Annotated in this window: 14 protein-coding genes and 1 riboswitch; of the genes, 2 read left to right on the top strand and 12 right to left on the bottom strand. The window is 75.1% G+C overall.

Annotated elements, in window-relative coordinates:
• Window positions 1-3: 3 nt before the first annotated feature.
• From ACSLIC_RS04400 to ACSLIC_RS04385, 4 genes are all read right to left on the bottom strand, one after another.
• Complete coding sequence (locus tag ACSLIC_RS04400) at window positions 4-402, bottom strand: ectoine synthase (RefSeq protein WP_003947422.1); 399 nt, start codon at window positions 400-402, stop codon at window positions 4-6.
• 34 nt (window positions 403-436) lie between these two features.
• Window positions 437-1,708, bottom strand: a complete 1,272-nt coding sequence (gene ectB / locus ACSLIC_RS04395) for a diaminobutyrate--2-oxoglutarate transaminase (protein ID WP_436736352.1) — start codon at window positions 1,706-1,708, stop codon at window positions 437-439.
• Between the two features lie 115 nt (window positions 1,709-1,823).
• Window positions 1,824-2,330, bottom strand: a complete 507-nt coding sequence (gene ectA / locus ACSLIC_RS04390; RefSeq protein ID WP_436736351.1) for a diaminobutyrate acetyltransferase — start codon at window positions 2,328-2,330, stop codon at window positions 1,824-1,826.
• Window positions 2,331-2,829: 499 nt separating this feature from the next.
• On the bottom strand, window positions 2,830-3,945 hold the full coding sequence (locus tag ACSLIC_RS04385) for a pyridoxal-phosphate-dependent aminotransferase family protein (RefSeq protein WP_436736350.1): 1,116 nt from the start codon (window positions 3,943-3,945) through the stop codon (window positions 2,830-2,832).
• A gap of 74 nt (window positions 3,946-4,019) precedes the next feature.
• Between ACSLIC_RS04385 and ACSLIC_RS04380 the strand changes: the two genes are divergently transcribed.
• Both ACSLIC_RS04380 and ACSLIC_RS04375 read left to right on the top strand, forming a co-directional pair.
• Window positions 4,020-5,111 carry an amidohydrolase family protein gene (locus ACSLIC_RS04380; RefSeq protein WP_436736349.1) on the top strand — a complete coding sequence of 364 codons (1,092 nt, stop codon included), beginning with the start codon at window positions 4,020-4,022 and terminating at the stop codon, window positions 5,109-5,111.
• Between the two features lie 324 nt (window positions 5,112-5,435).
• On the top strand, window positions 5,436-6,425 hold the full coding sequence (locus ACSLIC_RS04375) for an SCO1860 family LAETG-anchored protein (RefSeq protein ID WP_436736348.1): 990 nt from the start codon (window positions 5,436-5,438) through the stop codon (window positions 6,423-6,425).
• A gap of 644 nt (window positions 6,426-7,069) precedes the next feature.
• Here ACSLIC_RS04375 and cobC read toward each other — a convergent pair.
• The 8 genes from cobC to ACSLIC_RS04335 all read right to left on the bottom strand — a co-directional run bounded on the left by cobC (window position 7,070) and on the right by ACSLIC_RS04335 (window position 15,939).
• A complete protein-coding gene (cobC, locus tag ACSLIC_RS04370) occupies window positions 7,070-8,161 on the bottom strand; it encodes an Rv2231c family pyridoxal phosphate-dependent protein CobC (RefSeq protein WP_436736347.1) in 1,092 nt (363 codons plus the stop codon).
• A gap of 2 nt (window positions 8,162-8,163) precedes the next feature.
• Window positions 8,164-8,565 (bottom strand): cobalamin biosynthesis protein, encoded by a 402-nt coding sequence (locus tag ACSLIC_RS04365; RefSeq protein WP_436736346.1) that lies wholly within the window; start codon window positions 8,563-8,565, stop codon window positions 8,164-8,166.
• On the bottom strand, window positions 8,562-9,953 hold the full coding sequence (locus ACSLIC_RS04360) for a cobyrinate a,c-diamide synthase (RefSeq protein ID WP_436736345.1): 1,392 nt from the start codon (window positions 9,951-9,953) through the stop codon (window positions 8,562-8,564). The genes ACSLIC_RS04365 and ACSLIC_RS04360 overlap by 4 nt, the downstream gene beginning before the upstream one ends.
• Window positions 9,950-10,549 carry a cob(I)yrinic acid a,c-diamide adenosyltransferase gene (gene cobO, locus ACSLIC_RS04355; protein ID WP_436736344.1) on the bottom strand — a complete coding sequence of 200 codons (600 nt, stop codon included), beginning with the start codon at window positions 10,547-10,549 and terminating at the stop codon, window positions 9,950-9,952. The genes ACSLIC_RS04360 and cobO overlap by 4 nt, the downstream gene beginning before the upstream one ends.
• Window positions 10,549-12,654: a putative cobaltochelatase gene (locus ACSLIC_RS04350; protein WP_436736343.1), complete on the bottom strand. Its 2,106-nt coding sequence runs from the start codon at window positions 12,652-12,654 to the stop codon at window positions 10,549-10,551. Before ACSLIC_RS04350 ends, cobO begins: the two co-directional genes overlap by 1 nt.
• 100 nt (window positions 12,655-12,754) lie before the next feature.
• Window positions 12,755-14,323 carry a cobyric acid synthase gene (locus ACSLIC_RS04345; RefSeq protein WP_436736342.1) on the bottom strand — a complete coding sequence of 523 codons (1,569 nt, stop codon included), beginning with the start codon at window positions 14,321-14,323 and terminating at the stop codon, window positions 12,755-12,757.
• Entirely contained in the window at window positions 14,320-15,306 is a 987-nt protein-coding gene (locus tag ACSLIC_RS04340; protein ID WP_436736341.1) for a cobalamin biosynthesis protein, read from the bottom strand. The genes ACSLIC_RS04345 and ACSLIC_RS04340 overlap by 4 nt, the downstream gene beginning before the upstream one ends.
• Window positions 15,307-15,432: 126 nt before the next feature.
• A riboswitch (cobalamin riboswitch) is annotated at window positions 15,433-15,558 on the bottom strand.
• Between the two features lie 159 nt (window positions 15,559-15,717).
• Window positions 15,718-15,939: a hypothetical protein gene (locus tag ACSLIC_RS04335; RefSeq protein ID WP_436736340.1), complete on the bottom strand. Its 222-nt coding sequence runs from the start codon at window positions 15,937-15,939 to the stop codon at window positions 15,718-15,720.
• Window positions 15,940-15,955: the final 16 nt, after the last annotated feature.

Genomic DNA, 15,955 nt, shown 5'->3' with positions numbered 1-15,955 from the left:
GACTCAGTCCTCCTCGGTCAGCAGCGGGTAGACGCCGTTCTCGTCGTGGTCCTCCCGTCCGGTCACGGGAGGGTTGAAGACGCAGACGCAGCGGAAATCTGTCTTCGGCCTCAGGGTGTGCTTCTCGTGGCCGTTCAGCAAGTACATCGTGCCGGGCTCGATCCAGTGGGTCTCGCCCGTTTCGCGGTTGGTCAGCTCGGCCTCACCCTCGACGCAGAGCACGGCCTCGATGTGGTTGGCGTACCACATGTCGGTCTCGGTGCCCGCGTAGAGGATGGTCTCGTGCAGCGAGAAGCCGACCTTCTCCTTGGCGAGCACGATGCGCTTGCTCTCCCAGGTGCCGGACGCCGACTTGACGTGCCGGTCGGTGTTCTCGATGTCCTTGAACGATCGGACGATCACAGTGTGGTCGTGCCCTTTCTTCCGTCGGTGTGTGTCAGGCCGTCTCTCGGACGGCGCGGGCGAGGATGCGCAGACCCTCGTCCAGCTCGTCCGGGCTCACGGTGAGCGGCGGCAGCAGCTTGACCACCTCGCTCTCCGGCCCGGAAGTCTCGACCAGCAGACCCAGCTCGAAGGCGCGCTTGGAGACGGCGCCCGCGCGGGACTTGTCGCTGAACTCCATGCCCCAGACCAGCCCCCGGCCGCGGACGGAGGAGATGGCCTCGCCGCCGTGCTCGTCGAGGATGGCGGTGAGCGCCTGCTCGACCTGCTCGCCCCGGGCGAGGGTCTGCTTCTCCATCTGGCCGTCGCTCCAGTACGCGTCCAGCGCGGCGGCGGCGGTGACGAAGGCCGGGTTGTTGCCCCGGAAGGTGCCGTTGTGCTCGCCCGGCTCCCAGATGTCCAGCTCGGGCTTGAACAGGCAGAGCGACATCGGCAGGCCGTAGCCGCCGATGGACTTCGACAGGGTGACGATGTCCGGGGTGATGCCCGCCTCCTCGAAGGAGAAGAACGGGCCGGTACGGCCGCAGCCCATCTGGATGTCGTCGACGATCAGCAGCATGTCGCGGCGCTTGCACAGGTCTGCCAGGGCGCGCAGCCACTCGGGCCGGGCCACGTTGATGCCGCCCTCGCCCTGGATCGTCTCGACGATGACCGCGGCCGGGGTGTTGAGGCCCGAGCCCTGGTCCGACAGCAGCCGCTCGAACCACAGGAAGTCCTGCACGGTGCCGTCGAAGTAGTTGTCGAACGGCATCGGCGTGCCGTGCACCAGCGGGATGCCGGCACCGGCGCGCTTGAAGGCGTTGCCGGTCACGGCGAGCGAGCCGAGCGACATGCCGTGGAAGGCGTTGGTGAAGGAGACGATGGACTCGCGGCCCTTGACCTTGCGGGCCAGCTTCAGCGCCGACTCGACGGCGTTGGTGCCCGTCGGGCCGGGGAACATGACCTTGTACGGCAGGTCACGCGGGCGCAGCAGCACGTTCTGGAAGGTCTCCAGGAACGCGCGCTTGGCGGTGGTGCCCATGTCCAGGCCGTGGGTGATGCCGTCGCGCTCGATGTAGTCGATGAGCGCGCGTTTCAGCACCGGGTTGTTGTGGCCGTAGTTGAGGGCGCCGGCGCCGGCGAAGAAGTCGAGGTAGGTGTGGCCGTCCTCGTCGTACAGGTAGCTGCCCTGGGCCCGGTCGAAGACGGCGGGCCAGCTGCGGCAGTAGCTCCGTACCTCCGACTCAAGGGTCTCGAAGACGCTCAGGGCGGGCGGGGTGATGGTCACGACTGCTCTCCTGGGAGATGGGGGGTGAAGCGGGGCGGAAGTCGGGGATGCGTGCGGAAGGGCGGCCGGGGGCCTGCTTCCCGGCCGGACCTTGAGTCGCGTGTGCGTTCCGGTGTCAGTCGGCGAACGGTCCGATGCGGTACAGCACCTCGGGGTCGTGCCCCCCGTCGGGGAAGAGCCCGGCACCGAAGAGGACCTCGCGCTCCAGCTCGGCGCCGTGGCGCTTGGCGTACGAGGTGAAGAGGCGCTCGGAGGGCGTGTTGCCCGGGGTGATGGTGGTTTCGATCCCGTCCAGCCGCCCCTTCTCACGGAGCCGGTCGGTGAGCCCGTCCAGCAGGGCGGCGGCGAGGCCGCGTCCGCGCTGCGAGGCGTCCACGGCGACCTGCCAGACGACGAGGGTGTGCGGGCGCTCGGGCCGGAAGTACCCGGTCACGAACCCGACCGGCTCGCCGTCGGCGTCGCGCGCCACCACGGAGGTGCCGGCGAAGTCGCGACACCACAGGAGGTAGCTGTAGGAGGAGTTGAGGTCGAGGGTGCGTGAGTCACGGGCGATGCGCCAGATGGCTGCCCCGTCCTCGACGCCCGGGTGGTCCAGGCGCAAATCCTCTGGCATTTCCTTCATGGTGGATCGGCCACGTGCAAGGTCGGCTTGTGCGGCGGTCATGCAAATTGAATTTACCGATCGAATCTGAAAAATGCATCGCGGGTCAGGGTTACATGACAGCACCTTCTGTGTTATCGGGCGCGGGGGTGCGCCTGCGCGGACGGCCGCCGGAATATGGTAATTTGTCATGCATATAGAGCGTGAAACGGTCACCGTGTGGAGTCAGTCACAAGTGCGTAACGCATGCGCGACGCGTCCGAATTACACGGTTTCGGTGTCCGGAAAATCGATGCGTTTAGCTTCGGAGGGAGCGGGCAGACGAATAGGGGAAGGTGGGCGGGAAAGAATTCGGAATTCCCTGTAGTAGGTCTATCGATAAAAATATTGTTTGTTGTCCGTGCCGAAGTCGGTGCGGACTTCGGCGTACCCGGGGGCGGAGAACGGGAAAAGCCGACGGGCCGCCCCGCGCGCGGCGTGAGCCGCGCACCGGACGGCCCGCCGGGCCGGTGCCGCGGGGTCAGCCCGCGGGGCGCTCCCAGGCCGCGGTCGTCGCGCGCCGCGCCGCGTCCAGGTCGACCGACCGGCCCGTGAGGTCGGTCAGCGCCGCCCCCAGCGCGGCCAGGCAGGAGTGGACGGTGGAGCCGGCCGCGGCCGTGCCGTAGTGGTTGACCCGGATCATCTCCTTGGCCAGCGCCCCGCCGCCCGCGACCAGCGGCAGCACCGGGTCCGCCGCCAGCGCCCGCGCCACCAGCTCCGAGGCGTCGACACCCTCCGGCGCCCGCAGCGTGGTCGCCACCGGCGCCGCGTCCCGCGCCTGGCGGACGTACGGCGCGAAACCGCCGCCGATCGCCTCCACGCCTGCCCGGGTGGCCGCCGCCGCCCGGGCGTGCCGGCCGATCACCGTCTCCAGGCCCTCGTCCTCGATCCGCTCCACGCACGCCTGGAGCGCCAGCATCTCCAACTGGGCGGGGGCGTGCAGCAGGGCGGTGCGCCCGGCGTCGATCCACCGCTCCTTCCAGTCCAGCAGCGAGAGGTACGAGCGGCGCGGCGCCCCGGGGTTGGCCGCCAGCCGCTGCCAGGCACGCTCGCTCACCGAGACCGCCGAGACCCCGGCGGGCCCGCCGAGCGCCTTCTGGGCGCCGATCACGCAGAGGTCCACGCCCCAGGCGTCCGGGAGCAGCGGCTCGGCGCCGACCGACGCCACCGCGTCCACCATGAAGAGCGCGCCGTGCTCGCGCACCACCCGGCCGATCTCCGCGACCGGGTTGGTGTTGCCGGTCGCGGCCTCGGCGTGCACCAGCGAGACGAACCCGGTCTCCGGGTGCTCCGCCAGCGCCTCGGCGACCTGGGCGGCGCTCACCGCCGAGTCGTAGGGCACCGCCAGGTCGATCACCCGCGCCCCGCAGTCGCGCAGCCAGGCACCGAAGGTCTGCCCGTACGGGCCGGTGATCACGTTGAGCGCGGTGGTGTCCGGGCCCGCCGCGCCGCGGATGCAGCCCTCCAGCGGCAGCAGCGCCTCACCCTGGGTGATGACGACGTCCTGCGAGGTGGAGAGCAGCGACGCGACGCGACGCTCGATGTTCGCGAAATGCGCGGCGGTCAGCGGGGTCAGGTCCAGGAGGGGGTGGGTCACGGGGGTGCTCTCTTCGCCGGTCGGTCGTCGGGCTGCCGGTTCGAGCGTACCCACCGGGTCCTACGCTGCCGTGCATGAGCGAAGACATGGTGCTGCACGTGAAGGGCCGGATACTGGTCGGTCCCCAGGAAGTCAGGGACGAACTCTGGGTGGTGGGCGGGCGGATCGCCTTCACCCGGCCGCCGGGCGCCCGCGAGGTGCGGACCGTCGAGGGGTGGGCGCTGCCGGGCCTGGTCGACGCCCACTGCCACGTCGGCCTGGACCGGCACGGACCGGTCGCCGCCGACGTCGCCGAGCGGCAGGCGCTCACCGACCGTGACGCCGGGGCGCTGCTGCTGCGCGACGCCGGCTCCCCGAGCGACACCCGCTGGATGGACGACCGCGACGACCTGCCCCGCGTCGTCCGCGCAGGCCGCCACATCGCGCGCACCCGCCGCTACATCCGCAACTACGCCCACGAGATCGAGCCGGACGAACTCGTCGCGTACGTCGGCCAGGAGGCGCGGCGCGGTGACGGCTGGGTCAAGCTGGTCGGCGACTGGATCGACCGGGGCGAGGGCGATCTGACGCCCTGCTGGCCCCGCGAGGCGGTCGAGGCCGCCATCGCCGAGGCGCACCGGCTCGGCGCCCGGGTCACCGCCCACTGCTTCGCCGAGGACTCGCTGCGCGACCTGGTCGAGGCGGGCATCGACTGCGTCGAGCACGCCACCGGGCTCACCGAGGACACCATCCCGCTCTTCGCCGAACGCGGCGTCGCCATCGTCCCCACCCTGGTCAACATCGCCACCTTCCCCGACCTCGCGGCGGGCGGCGAGGCGAAGTTCCCCGACTGGTCGGCCCGCATGCGGCGGCTGTACGAGCGCCGGTACGACACCGTCCGCTCCGCCTGGGACGCCGGCATCCCCGTCTTCGTCGGCACCGACGCGGGCGGCAGCCTCCCGCACGGCCTGGTCGCCGCCGAGGTGGCCGAACTGGTCACCGCCGGCATCCCGCCGCTCGACGCGCTCTCCGCCACGGCGTGGGGCGCCCGCGACTGGCTCGGCCGGCCCGGGCTGGCCGAAGGGGCACCGGGCGACCTGGTGGTCTACGCGAGCGACCCGCGCGCCGACGTCCGGGTGCTGGCGGCGCCCCGCCGGGTGGTGATCGGCGGCAAGGTCGTCGCCTGACCGCGAGAGGGGTGTTGACGGGCCGTTACGGGGGCCGGAGCGGCGTCGTTGTGCTCCGGCCCCCGTAACGGCCCCGCGCCCGCGTACGCCGTCCGTACACCCCTCGGGGGGCGGGAAGCAGGGGGGTGCGGGCGACTCGGAGGGAACGGCCGTGCCGATAAGGTCGAACGCGTGCACCAAAACCCCCCTTTGGAGTGAACTCGCCCCAGGTTGTCGCTCATTCACCCACAGTGCGTAAAGATTCCGGCAACGACGTCGTCGGCGACCGCCTGTCCCCAGGCGCGGTCCCCGGCGGCTCCATGTCTCTGTGGGGGTTTCACCATCTTGAACAGCACCAACTTCCGCATGCCCGCGCGCCGTCTGGTGGCCGCTTCGGCGGCCGGTCTGCTCGTCGCGGCACCGCTCGCCCTCGCCTCGGCCACCACGGCCCACGCCACCGGCGACCACGGGCGGGCGGACGCGGTCGTCCTGCGCACCGGCCTCGACGTCTCGCTGCTCAACAAGACCGTCAACGTGCCGCTGAGGGTCGCGCTCAACGAGGTCCACGCGCCGCAGAGCGCCGAGAAGACGGCGCTGACCGCCGAACTCTCCGGCGTCAACAACGGTGAGCCGTTCCGTGTGCTCAGCGCCCAGGTCGCCGAGGCGAAGGCCACCGCTGACGAGCACCAGGCGCAGGGGCACACCACGCTCGCCCACGCCGAGGTGCACCTGCCGGGCCTGCCCCTCCTGCCGCTGCTGGAGGTCGAGAAGGTCACCTCCACTGCGCTCTGCGAGGCCGGGAAGAAGCCGGTCGCCGAGGCCAACGTGCTCGGCCAGGTCACGGTCCTCGGCAAGCGCGTCGACCTCACCGCCGGCGGCACCACCGAGGTCAAGGTGGACGGCGTCGGCGAGGTCACCCTCAACCTCTCCGAGCGGCACACCACCACCTCCACCGCCGCGGCCACCGCCCTGGAGCTGAAGGTCGCCGTCAACCCGCTGAAGCTCGGGGTCGCCGAGGTCGACGGCACCGTCACCCTCGGCGGAGCCACCTGCGAGGCTCCCGCCGCCCCGGCCCCCGCGCCCGAGGAGGAGAAGCCCGCCGCCGAGGAGCCGGCCGGTGAGCAGGAGGCCGAGAAGCCGGCCGAGGACTCCGGTGCCGAGCAGGTGAAGACCGAGGACGACGGCGTCACCGCCCAGACCGGCAAGGCCCCCGCTACCGAGAACCTCGCCGAGACCGGCGGCAGCTCCATGACCCCCTACCTCGCGGGCGGTGCCGTCCTCCTGCTCGCCGCGGGCGGCGGCGCCCTCGCCCTGACCCGCCGCAAGCGCGCCTGATCCGACCCCGCCGCGCGGCTGCCGGGGGTGCGCTGTGCGGCGGAGGAGGCCGGACGTCGGAGAGAAGACGGCGTCCGGCCGTACGGACGGGCGGGAGCGGGGCGCGTGGGGCGCCCCGCTCCCGTACCGGAGGGGACGGTCGCGTGGGGCGGCCGTCCCCTTTTCCGGGCGGGGGCGGTCCGCGTTCCGGGGGAGGCCGGCGCCCGCACCGAGGACGCGTCGGGCGGAGCCGTACGCGGGGCGCGGTCCGGGCCCGTCGACTGCCGTCGGCCCGCCCCGATGCGCGGCGACGGCCTGCGGCGAGCTCCTGGGCCGCCCCCTACGACGACGCCATCGGTCCCGGCGATGGCTTCCGCGCCGGTCAGCACCCGGCGCGACGGGGCGTCGTCCGTGGGTACGGGCCGTCGCGGCTCGGCGAGCATGGCCGCGTCGGGACCGGTGGTGGCGACCGCGATGCCCCGCCCGGCGAACAGACGTATGGCCTACCTGTTCCGGCGCCGACCTCCAGGGCGGGTCCGGACCGGGCGGCCCGCGCAGCTCGTCACGAAGCGGCGAGTTCCACCGGGCAGCCCGGCCCGAACCGCTCGTACGCCTCTGCCAGAGCTCCGAAAGCCGACGCGCGTTCAGGCGTGCCGGGCAGGGTGTCACGGTCGCCCGTACCGGCGCCGGGGACCTCGTGCCGCCCAGCCCCGCCCCCGCCGGGCCAGCGCCATGTCCAGAGCCTCCAGGAACGCCTCCGTCGTCGCCGCGTCCCGGACCGCCAGGCGGAGCCAGTCGGGGCCCAGGCCCGGGAAGGTGTCGCCCCGGCGGACCGCGAAGCCGAGGGTGCGCAGCTCCTCGCGGACGGCAGCCGCGCCCTCGGCCCTCATCAGGACGAAGGGGGCCTCGGCCGGGCCCGCGACGCGTATGCCCGCCTCCGCCCGCCTCACCAGGCCCGTCACCAGCGACTCCCGGTCCACCGCGATGCGCTGGGCCGCCCGGTCCGCCTCGGCCAGGGCCGCCGGGGAGACGCACGCCTCGGCGGCGGTCAGGGCCGGGGTGGAGACCGGCCACAGGGGCTGGGCGGAGGTGAGCCGGGTGATCAGTTCCGGGGCGGCGAGGAGGTAGCCGATGCGCAGGCCCGCCAGGCCCCAGGTCTTGGTGAGGCTGCGCAGGACCACCAGGCCGGGGAGGTCGGTACGGCCGGCGAGGGCTTCCCGCTCGCCCGGTACCGCGTCCATGAAGGCCTCGTCCACGACGAGTACCCGTCCCGGCCGGGCGAGCCGGACCAGTTCGCGCGCGGGGTGCAGGACCGAGGTGGGGTTGGTGGGGTTGCCGACGACCACCAGGTCGGCGTCGTCGGGGACGGCGGCCGGGTCCAGCCGGAAGCCGTCGACCTCGCGCAGCAGGACCCGGTCCACCCGGTGTCCGGCCTCCCGCAGTGCCGCCTCCGGCTCGGTGAACTGCGGGTGGACCACGACGGGACGGCGTACCGGCAGCGCCCGCGCCAGCAGGACGAACGCCTCCGCCGCGCCGGAGGTCAGCAGCACCCGTTCCGGCACGACGCCGTGCCGTGCCGCGACCGCCGCGCGGGCCGCATGCCCGTCCGGATAGGCGGCCAGGCCGTCCAGCGAGGAGGCGATCCGCTCCCGCAGCCAGCGCGGGGGTGTGCCGGTACGCACGTTCACCGCGAGGTCAGTCAGACCGGCGCCGCGTACCTCGGCGTCGCCGTGGTGGCGCAGGTCGGGCTCGTCCATCGTCACTCCCTCCCGGGCCCGCGCCGGGCCACCGCGCAGGTTGCCACCGCCGGGCCAGGGCCGCCCGACTTCCTCTTCGGCACGAGGAGTTCACCGCCGCCCGCCAGCGCCGCGGCCTCCGCGACCGAGGCCACCCCGAGCGCCGCCAGCGCGGTCGGCGAGGAGTGCGGGGTCGCCACCTCGGCCAGTACCCCGGGCGCCCAGGACCGCAGCTGGACCCCCAGCAGCCGGGCCGCCTCGACGAGGCCCGGCTCGGTGGCCTTCGCCTCCACGGTGGCCAGTTCCAGCAGCGGCCCGGCGTCCGGGCCCAGCTCCGCCAGTACCTCGCGTACCAGGGCGTGGACGGCCTCGGCGGGGGCGTCGCGGCAGGCGCCCACGCCCACCACCAGCCCGGCCCTGGTCATACGGCGGCGCCCGGCCGCACCGCGCGGGCCACCAGCCCGGCCGCCGCAGACGGCAGGGCGGCCCAGTGGACGTGCAGGTAGGAGGCGTGCACGCCGCCCCGCACGAAGCCCTCGGTGCGCGGCGGGCCGGGCCGCACCACGCCCCACGCCGGGGTGGCGCCCGCGCCGGGCTCCAGCCGGGTGCGGTGGAACTCGTGGCCCGCCACCCGTGTCCCGGCCGGGGCCAGCACGCTGTCGCCGACCGCCACCGCGTCCCGGTAGCCCAGCGTCAGCCGCTCCGTCATCCGCGCGGCGGCGTCCAGCACGCCGCACATCGGGGCGCCGTCCAGCTCCCGCGCCAGGTAGAGCAGGCCCGCGCACTCGGCGGCGACAGGCGCCCCGGCGGCGGCGAGCGCGGCCACCTCGGCGCGGAGCGCGGCGTTGGCCGACAGCTCGGGCGCGTACACCTCGGGGAAGCCGCCGCCGATCACCAGCGCGCCGGTGGACTCGGGCAGCCGCTCGTCGCGGAGCGGGTCGAAGGGGACCACCTCGGCGCCGGCCGCCGTCAGCAGTTCGGCGTGCTCGGCGTAGGAGAAGGTGAAGGCGGCGCCGCCCGCCACCGCCACCACCGGGCGCGGCCCGGCGGGCGGGGGCGCGGCGGTCCCGGCCAGCGCCCCGGCCGGGTCCCAGGGCGCGCCGGTGAGCGGCGGCGCCGAACGGGCCAGTGCCCACAGCGCGTCCAGGTCGCAGCCGGCGCGGACCTGCTCGGCCAGGGCGGCCACCGCCGCCACCGCGTCCGGCTCACGCTCCGCCACCGGGACCAGGCCCAGGTGGCGGGAGGGCGTCGCGGCCTGCGGGGTGCGGCGCAGCACGCCGAGCACGTCGACGCCCGCCTCGTCCAGGGCCGCCCGCAGCAGTTCCTCGTGCCGGTCGGAGCCGACCTTGTTGAGGATCACCCCGCCGATCCGCACCTGGGGGTCCCAGGAGGCGAAACCGTGCACCAGCGCCGCCACCGAACGGGACTGCGAGGAGCCGTCGACCACCAGCACCACCGGCGCCCGCAGCGCCTTGGCCAACTGCGCCGTGGACGCCAGCTCGCCCTGGCCGGCCGCGCCGTCGTAGAGCCCCATGACACCTTCGACCACGGCCAGGTCGGCCCCGGCCGCGCCGTGCGCGAAGAGCGGGCCGAGCAGGCCGGTGCCGCAGAGGTGGGCGTCGAGGTTGCGGCCCGGGCGGCCGGTGGCCAGCGCGTGGTAGCCCGGGTCGATGTAGTCGGGGCCCGCCTTGTGCGGGGAGACGGCCAGGCCCCGCGCCGTGAAGGCGGCCATCAGGCCGGTCGCCACCGTCGTCTTGCCGGAGCCCGACGACGGGGCCGCCACCACCAGTCGGGGGACGCGCAGCGTACTCACCACTCGATGCCCCGCTGGCCCTTCCGGCCCGCGTCCATCGGGTGCTTCACCTTGGTCATCTCGGTGACCAGGTCGGCGAAGCCGACCAGTTCGGCGGGGGCGTCCCGGCCGGTGATCACCACGTGCTGGTTGCCGGGCCGGGCCCGCAGCACCTCGATGACCTCGGCGGTGCCGATCCACCCCCAGCGCAGCGGATAGGCGAACTCGTCCAGCACGTACAGCCGGTACGTCTGGGCCGCCAGGTCGCGCTTGACCTGCTCCCAGCCCTCGCGGGCCTTGGCCTCGTTGTCCTGCTGGTCGTCGCGCTGGACCCAGGACCAGCCCTCGCCCATCTTGTGCCAGTCGACGCGGCCGCCCTCGCCGCTGGCGCCCAGCACCTTCAGTGCGTTCTCCTCGCCGACCTTCCACTTCGCCGACTTGACGAACTGGAACACCCCGATCGGCCACCCCTGGTTCCAGGCGCGCAGCGCCAGGCCGAAGGCGGCCGTCGACTTGCCCTTGCCCGGGCCGGTGTGGACCGCGACCAGCGGGCGGTTGCGGCGCTGACGTGTGGTGAGTCCGTCCTCGGGGACGACGGACGGCTGTCCCTGCGGCATTACGCGGCCCTCCTGGCGCTGTGGTGCTCGGTGACGTCCTTGACCAGGCCGGTGAGCGCGTCGGCCCGCAGCTCGGCCAAGGCGACGGCGGTGCCCCGCAGTTCGCGGGCGAGTTCACCGGCGAGCCCGAGGCGGACCGGGCCCGCCTCGCAGTCGACGACCACGCTCGCCGTCGCCTCGGCGGCGTGCAGCCGGGCCGCCCTGGCCGCCAGCGCCGCCGGCGCCGGACCGCCGGTGGCCCGGCCGTCGGTGACGACGACCAGCAGCGGGCGGCGCGTGGCGTCCCGCAGCCGCTCCACCCGCAGGACGTCGTGGGCCTTGAGCAGCCCCGCCGCCAGCGGGGTCCGCCCGCCGGTCGGCAGTGACGTCAGGCGGGCGGCGGCCGCGTCCACCGACGAGGTCGGCGGCAGCGCCACCTCGGCCTCGCGGCCCCGGAACGTCACCAGGCCCACCTTGTCGCGCCGCTGGTAGGCGTCGAGGAGCAGCGACAGCACCGCCCCCTTGACCGCGCCCATCCGCCTGCGCGCGGCCATCGACCCGGAGGCGTCCACCACGAAGAGCACGAGGTTGCCCTCCCGGCCCTCCCGGGTCGCCTGCCGCAGATCGTCGCGGCGGACCACCAGGCCCCGCCCCGCCCGGCCGCGCGCCCGCTGGTGCGGGGCCGCCGCCCGGACCGTCGCCGTCAGGTGCAGCTTGGTCAGCGCACCCTCGGGACGGGTCGCGCCGGTGGTCCGGCCGTGCTCCGTACGCGCCCGCGACCTGCGGCCGGCCGCGCCCGCGCCGAGCCCCGGCACGCTCAGCACCCTGGTGCGGAACGGCTCGCCCGCCGCCACCGCCGGCTGCTCCGAGGAGGCCGGGCGGGGCGTACCGCCGCCGGACTCGCCGGGCCCCGCGCCGGTCAGCGCCTCGGGGGCGTCCCCGGGCGCCGGGGCGCCGACGTCCTCGGCGCGCTGCGGCGGGAGGCCGCCGGAGCCGTCGGCACCGTCGCCGGTGCCCGGCTGCCCGCCCCCGCCGCCGTCCGGGCCGGGCCCGTCGCCGCCGTCCGGGTCCCCGGGCGGCGTCGGCGGCTCGTCCTCGGGGCCGTCGGCCGCCGCGTCCCGCAGGACCTCGTCGAGCTTCTCCTCGTCCAGCCCCGGCGCGTCGAAGGGGTTGCGGCGCCGCCGGTGCGGCAGCGCCAGCAGCGCGGCCCGCCGTACGTCCTCGACGGCGACCTCGGTCCGGCCCGCCCAGGCGGCCAGCGCGGTCGCGGTGCGGGCCATCACCAGGTCGCCGCGCATCCCGTCCACCTCGAACGCCGCGCAGACCGCGGCGATCCGGCGCAGCGCGCCGTCACCCAGGCGCACCCGGGGCAGCAGCGCCCGGGCGGCGGCCACCCGCCCGCGCAGCTCCGCCTCCTCGCCGGACCAGCGGCCCGCGAAGGCGGCCGGGTCGTCCTCGAAGGCGAGCCGGCGGCGCACCACCTCGACGCGCTGGTCCGGCTTTCGGGAGGCGGCCACCTCGACGGTCAGCCCGAACCGGTCGAGGAGCTGGGGCCGCAGCTCGCCCTCCTCCGGGTTCATGGTGCCGACCAGCAGGAACCGGGCCGCGTGCCGCACCGAGACGCCCTCTCGCTCCACGTACGAGGCGCCCATCGCCGCCGCGTCGAGCAGCAGGTCGATGAGGTGGTCGTGGAGGAGGTTGACCTCGTCGACGTAGAGGATGCCCCGGTGCGCGTCGGCCAGCAGGCCCGGCTCGAACGCCTTCACGCCCTCGGCCAGGGCCCGTTCGATGTCGAGCGCGCCCACCAGCCGGTCCTCGGAGGCGCCGACCGGCAGTTCCACCATCCGCGCCGGCCGCTCGCCGCCCGGCCCGTCCACCGGATGCGGCCCGTCCGGGCATCCCGGCTCGGGCGCGTCCGGGTCGCAGGAGAACCGGCACCCCTCCACGGTCCGCACCGGCGGCAGCAGCGCGGCCAGCGCGCGCACCGCCGTCGACTTGGCGGTGCCCTTCTCCCCCCGGACGAGGACACCGCCGACCGCCGGGGAGACCGCGTTCAGCAGCAGCGCCAGCCGCAGGTCGTCCTGACCGACGATCGCGGTGAACGGATAACGGGAACTGGTACTCATCGGGACTGCACTCCTTCACTCACCGGGACCCCGTACCGCGCGGCGGCGGAACGGGCACGGCGGACAGGGGACGCGGGGCCGGAACGTAGGGGCGGGCGCGTCACGGCGCACCCGGCGGGAGGAACGGCAGGCCGGGCGGGGCGCCCCGCTCGATGAGGCGCAGCAGGGCCTCGGTGTCGGCGTGCTCCTCGACCAGGTCGCCGAGCCGGTCGAGCTGCTCCTCGCGCAGCAGGCCGAAGGAGGTGTCGGGGGCGGGGACGAAGCGGCGGCCCGCCGCCCGGGCCACCTCGGTGAGGAACGCCCTGCGGTAACCGTCGCTCTCCAGCGAGCCGTGCCAGTGGGTGCCCCACACCGGGCCGACCCGGCAGCCGTCCAGAGCGCGCCCGCCGGCGTCGGTGAAGACCGGCTCGCCGCCCAGCACCTCGGCGACGCCGTGATGGATCTCGTACCCCTCGGCGGGCTCGCCCAGCGCCGAACCGCTCGGCCTGGCCAGCGTCTTCTCCGCCGCGAACCGCACCCGGACCGGCAGCACGCCGAGCCCGGCCACGGTGCCCGCCCGGGACTCCACCTCGTCCTCGATCCGTTCGCCGAGCAGTTGGTAGCCGCCGCAGACGCCGAGCACCGGACGCCCCTCGGCGGCCCGCCGCAGCAGCGCGTCCGCGAGACCCCGCTCGCGCAGCCAGGCCAGCGCGCGGACCGTGCCCCGGGTACCGGGGACGACCACCAGGTCGGCGTCGGCCAGCTCCTCGGCCCGGTCCACGAACCGCACCACCACGCCCGGTTCGGCGGCCAGCGCGTCCACGTCGGTGAAGTTCGACATCAGCGGCACCGCGCAGACCGCGACCCGCAGTACGTCCTCGCCGACCGGCGGCGCCACCACCGGCTCACGGACCGCCCCGCGCAGCGAGGACCGCAGCCCGTCCTCCTCGTCGATGCCCAGTCCGCCGACGTACGGCAGGACGCCGTAGGTGTGCCGTCCGGTGAGGGAGCGCAGCATCTCGACGCCGGGCCGCAGGAGGGCGACGTCCCCCCGGAACTTGTTGACGACGTACCCGGCGACCAGCGCCTGGTCCTCGGGGGCCAGCAGCGCCGTGGTGCCGAAGAACGAGGCGAAGACGCCGCCGCGGTCGATGTCGCCGACCACCAGCACCGGCAGTCCCGCCGCCCGGGCCACGCCCATGTTGACGATGTCGGTACGGCGCAGGTTGATCTCGGCGGGGCTGCCCGCGCCCTCGCAGACCACCACGTCGTGGGTGGCCCGCAGCCGGGCCAGGCAGTCCAGGACCGGCTCCAGCAGCGCTTCCCGCCGGCCGCCCGACACCGCCCGGCCCGGTTCCCCGGGGCGTGCCGAGCCGAAGAAGCCCTGGGCGCTCAGCTCCCCGACCGGCTTGCCGAGCAGCACCACCTGGCTGGAGCGGTCGCCGCCGGGCTTGAGCAGCACCGGGTTCATCAGCGCCGTCGGCTCCACCCGGGCCGCCTGCGCCTGCATCGCCTGGGCCCGGCCGATCTCCGCGCCCTCCCGTGTGACGAAGGAGTTCAGGGACATGTTCTGCCCCTTGAACGGCGCCACCTTCACCCCGCGCCGCGCCAGCCACCGGCAGATGCCGGCCGTCAGCACGCTCTTCCCGGCGTCCGAGGTGGTCCCCGCGATCAGCAGCCCGCCGCTCATGCCCCTGCCCGTCCCTTTCCCGTCGCCGCGCGCCGTGCGCGCCCGCGTATCGCTCCGGCGGCCAGCCGCGCACCCGCCCCCGCCACCAGTGCCAGCGCGCCGACCCGCCGGGAGAGCCGGGCGGCCCGCTCGATGTCACCGGGCCGCACCGCGCGGCCCGTCCCGCCCAGTACCGGCCGGTGCTCGGTCCGCCCGCCGTACGCGAGGGTGCCGCCGAGCCGCACGCCGAGCGCCCCGGCGAACGCCGCCTCGACCGGGCCCGCGTTGGGGCTCGGGTGGCGGTGCGCGTCGGTGCGCCAGGCCCGCACGGCGCCGCGCGGGTCGGGCCCGGCGAGGACGGCAAGGGCCGCCGTCAGCCGGGCGCCCGGGTGGCCGACGGCGTCGTCGAGCCGCGCCGAGGCCCAGCCGAACCGGCGCAGCCGGGGCGACTTGTGGCCGACCATCGCGTCCAGCGTGTTGACGGCGCGGAAGCCGACCAGGCCGGGCACACCCGCCAACGCGCCCCACACCAGGGCGCCGACCACCGCGTCCGAGGTGTTCTCGGCGACCGACTCCACCACGGCCCGGGCCAGCGCCCCGGCGTCCAGCGCCTGGGGGTCACGCCCGCAGAGCCGGGGCAGCAGCCGCCGGGCCTCGGCCACGTCACCGGCCTCCAGGGCGGCGCCGATCGCCCGCGCCTCGCGCACCAGCGAGGTCCCGCCGAGCACCGCCCAGGTCGCGGCGGCGGTCAGGACGACGGCCGCGCGGGGGTGAGGGCGTACCGCGCGGGCGGCCAGCGCGGCGCAGGCGGTGGCGCCGCCGGCGCACAGGGCGGTGTGCAGCGCGCCCCAGCCCCGGTGGTCGTGCCACAGGCGCCGCTCCACCGCCGAGGCGGCCCGGCCGAAGAGGGCCACGGGGTGGCCCCGGCGGGGGTCGGCGAAGAGGGTGTCGGCCAGCAGCCCGGCGGTGGCGCCGTACGCGAAGACGCGGTCGGCCCGGTCCACGGGGCTCAGCCGGTTCGGCGCTCGGCGTACCGGGGGAGCGGGGGAGGGGGCGGCGACGGGCAGCCACGCATGGCGGTGTGTCCTCACTCAGGGTCCGCGCCCTGGTTCGACGTGACCGGGGGCGAGAGTCTCCTGGCTTCCGGATCGGCGGCACCCCCTGGCCTTCCCGTCCTCGCGGACCGTGGCGCTCGTGCGGAGATGCCGCTCCCCGGTGACAGTGGCGGGACCGCGCCGGATTCGCACCGGCTTCCTCTGCTGCCTCCGTGTTTTGGCCCCAGCAGTCCACCACGGCCCCGGAACGCCCGTCAACTCGCCGTTGACCTGCGACGAAGAGCGTGTGGAGCCGGGTACGGCGAAGGGCGGGCCGGACGGTGTACGTCCGGCCCGCCCTTCCCTGGCGGGGGATGGCCCTCAGGTCACGATGATGGAGATCCCGTAGGCGACCGCCGCCGCGCAGAGCGCGAAGCAGAGGTAGCCGCCGGCCTTCGCCGCGGTCCCCGACCCGCCGTCCCGCGTGCTGGTGGCGCCCTTGGAGAGCCCCACGATGCCGAGGGTGAAGAAGCCGACGAGTGCGACGGTGACCACGAGGCTCACGCCGAAGACGGAGCCGAGGGCTGCCCAGTCGATGTGCATGGTGAGGTGTCCTTAC

This window comes from Streptomyces sp. BBFR102 (assembly GCF_051397025.1).
In the GTDB taxonomy this organism is placed as follows: Bacteria; Actinomycetota; Actinomycetes; order Streptomycetales; family Streptomycetaceae; genus Streptomyces.
This window is presented reverse-complemented; position numbering and strand designations above follow the sequence as displayed.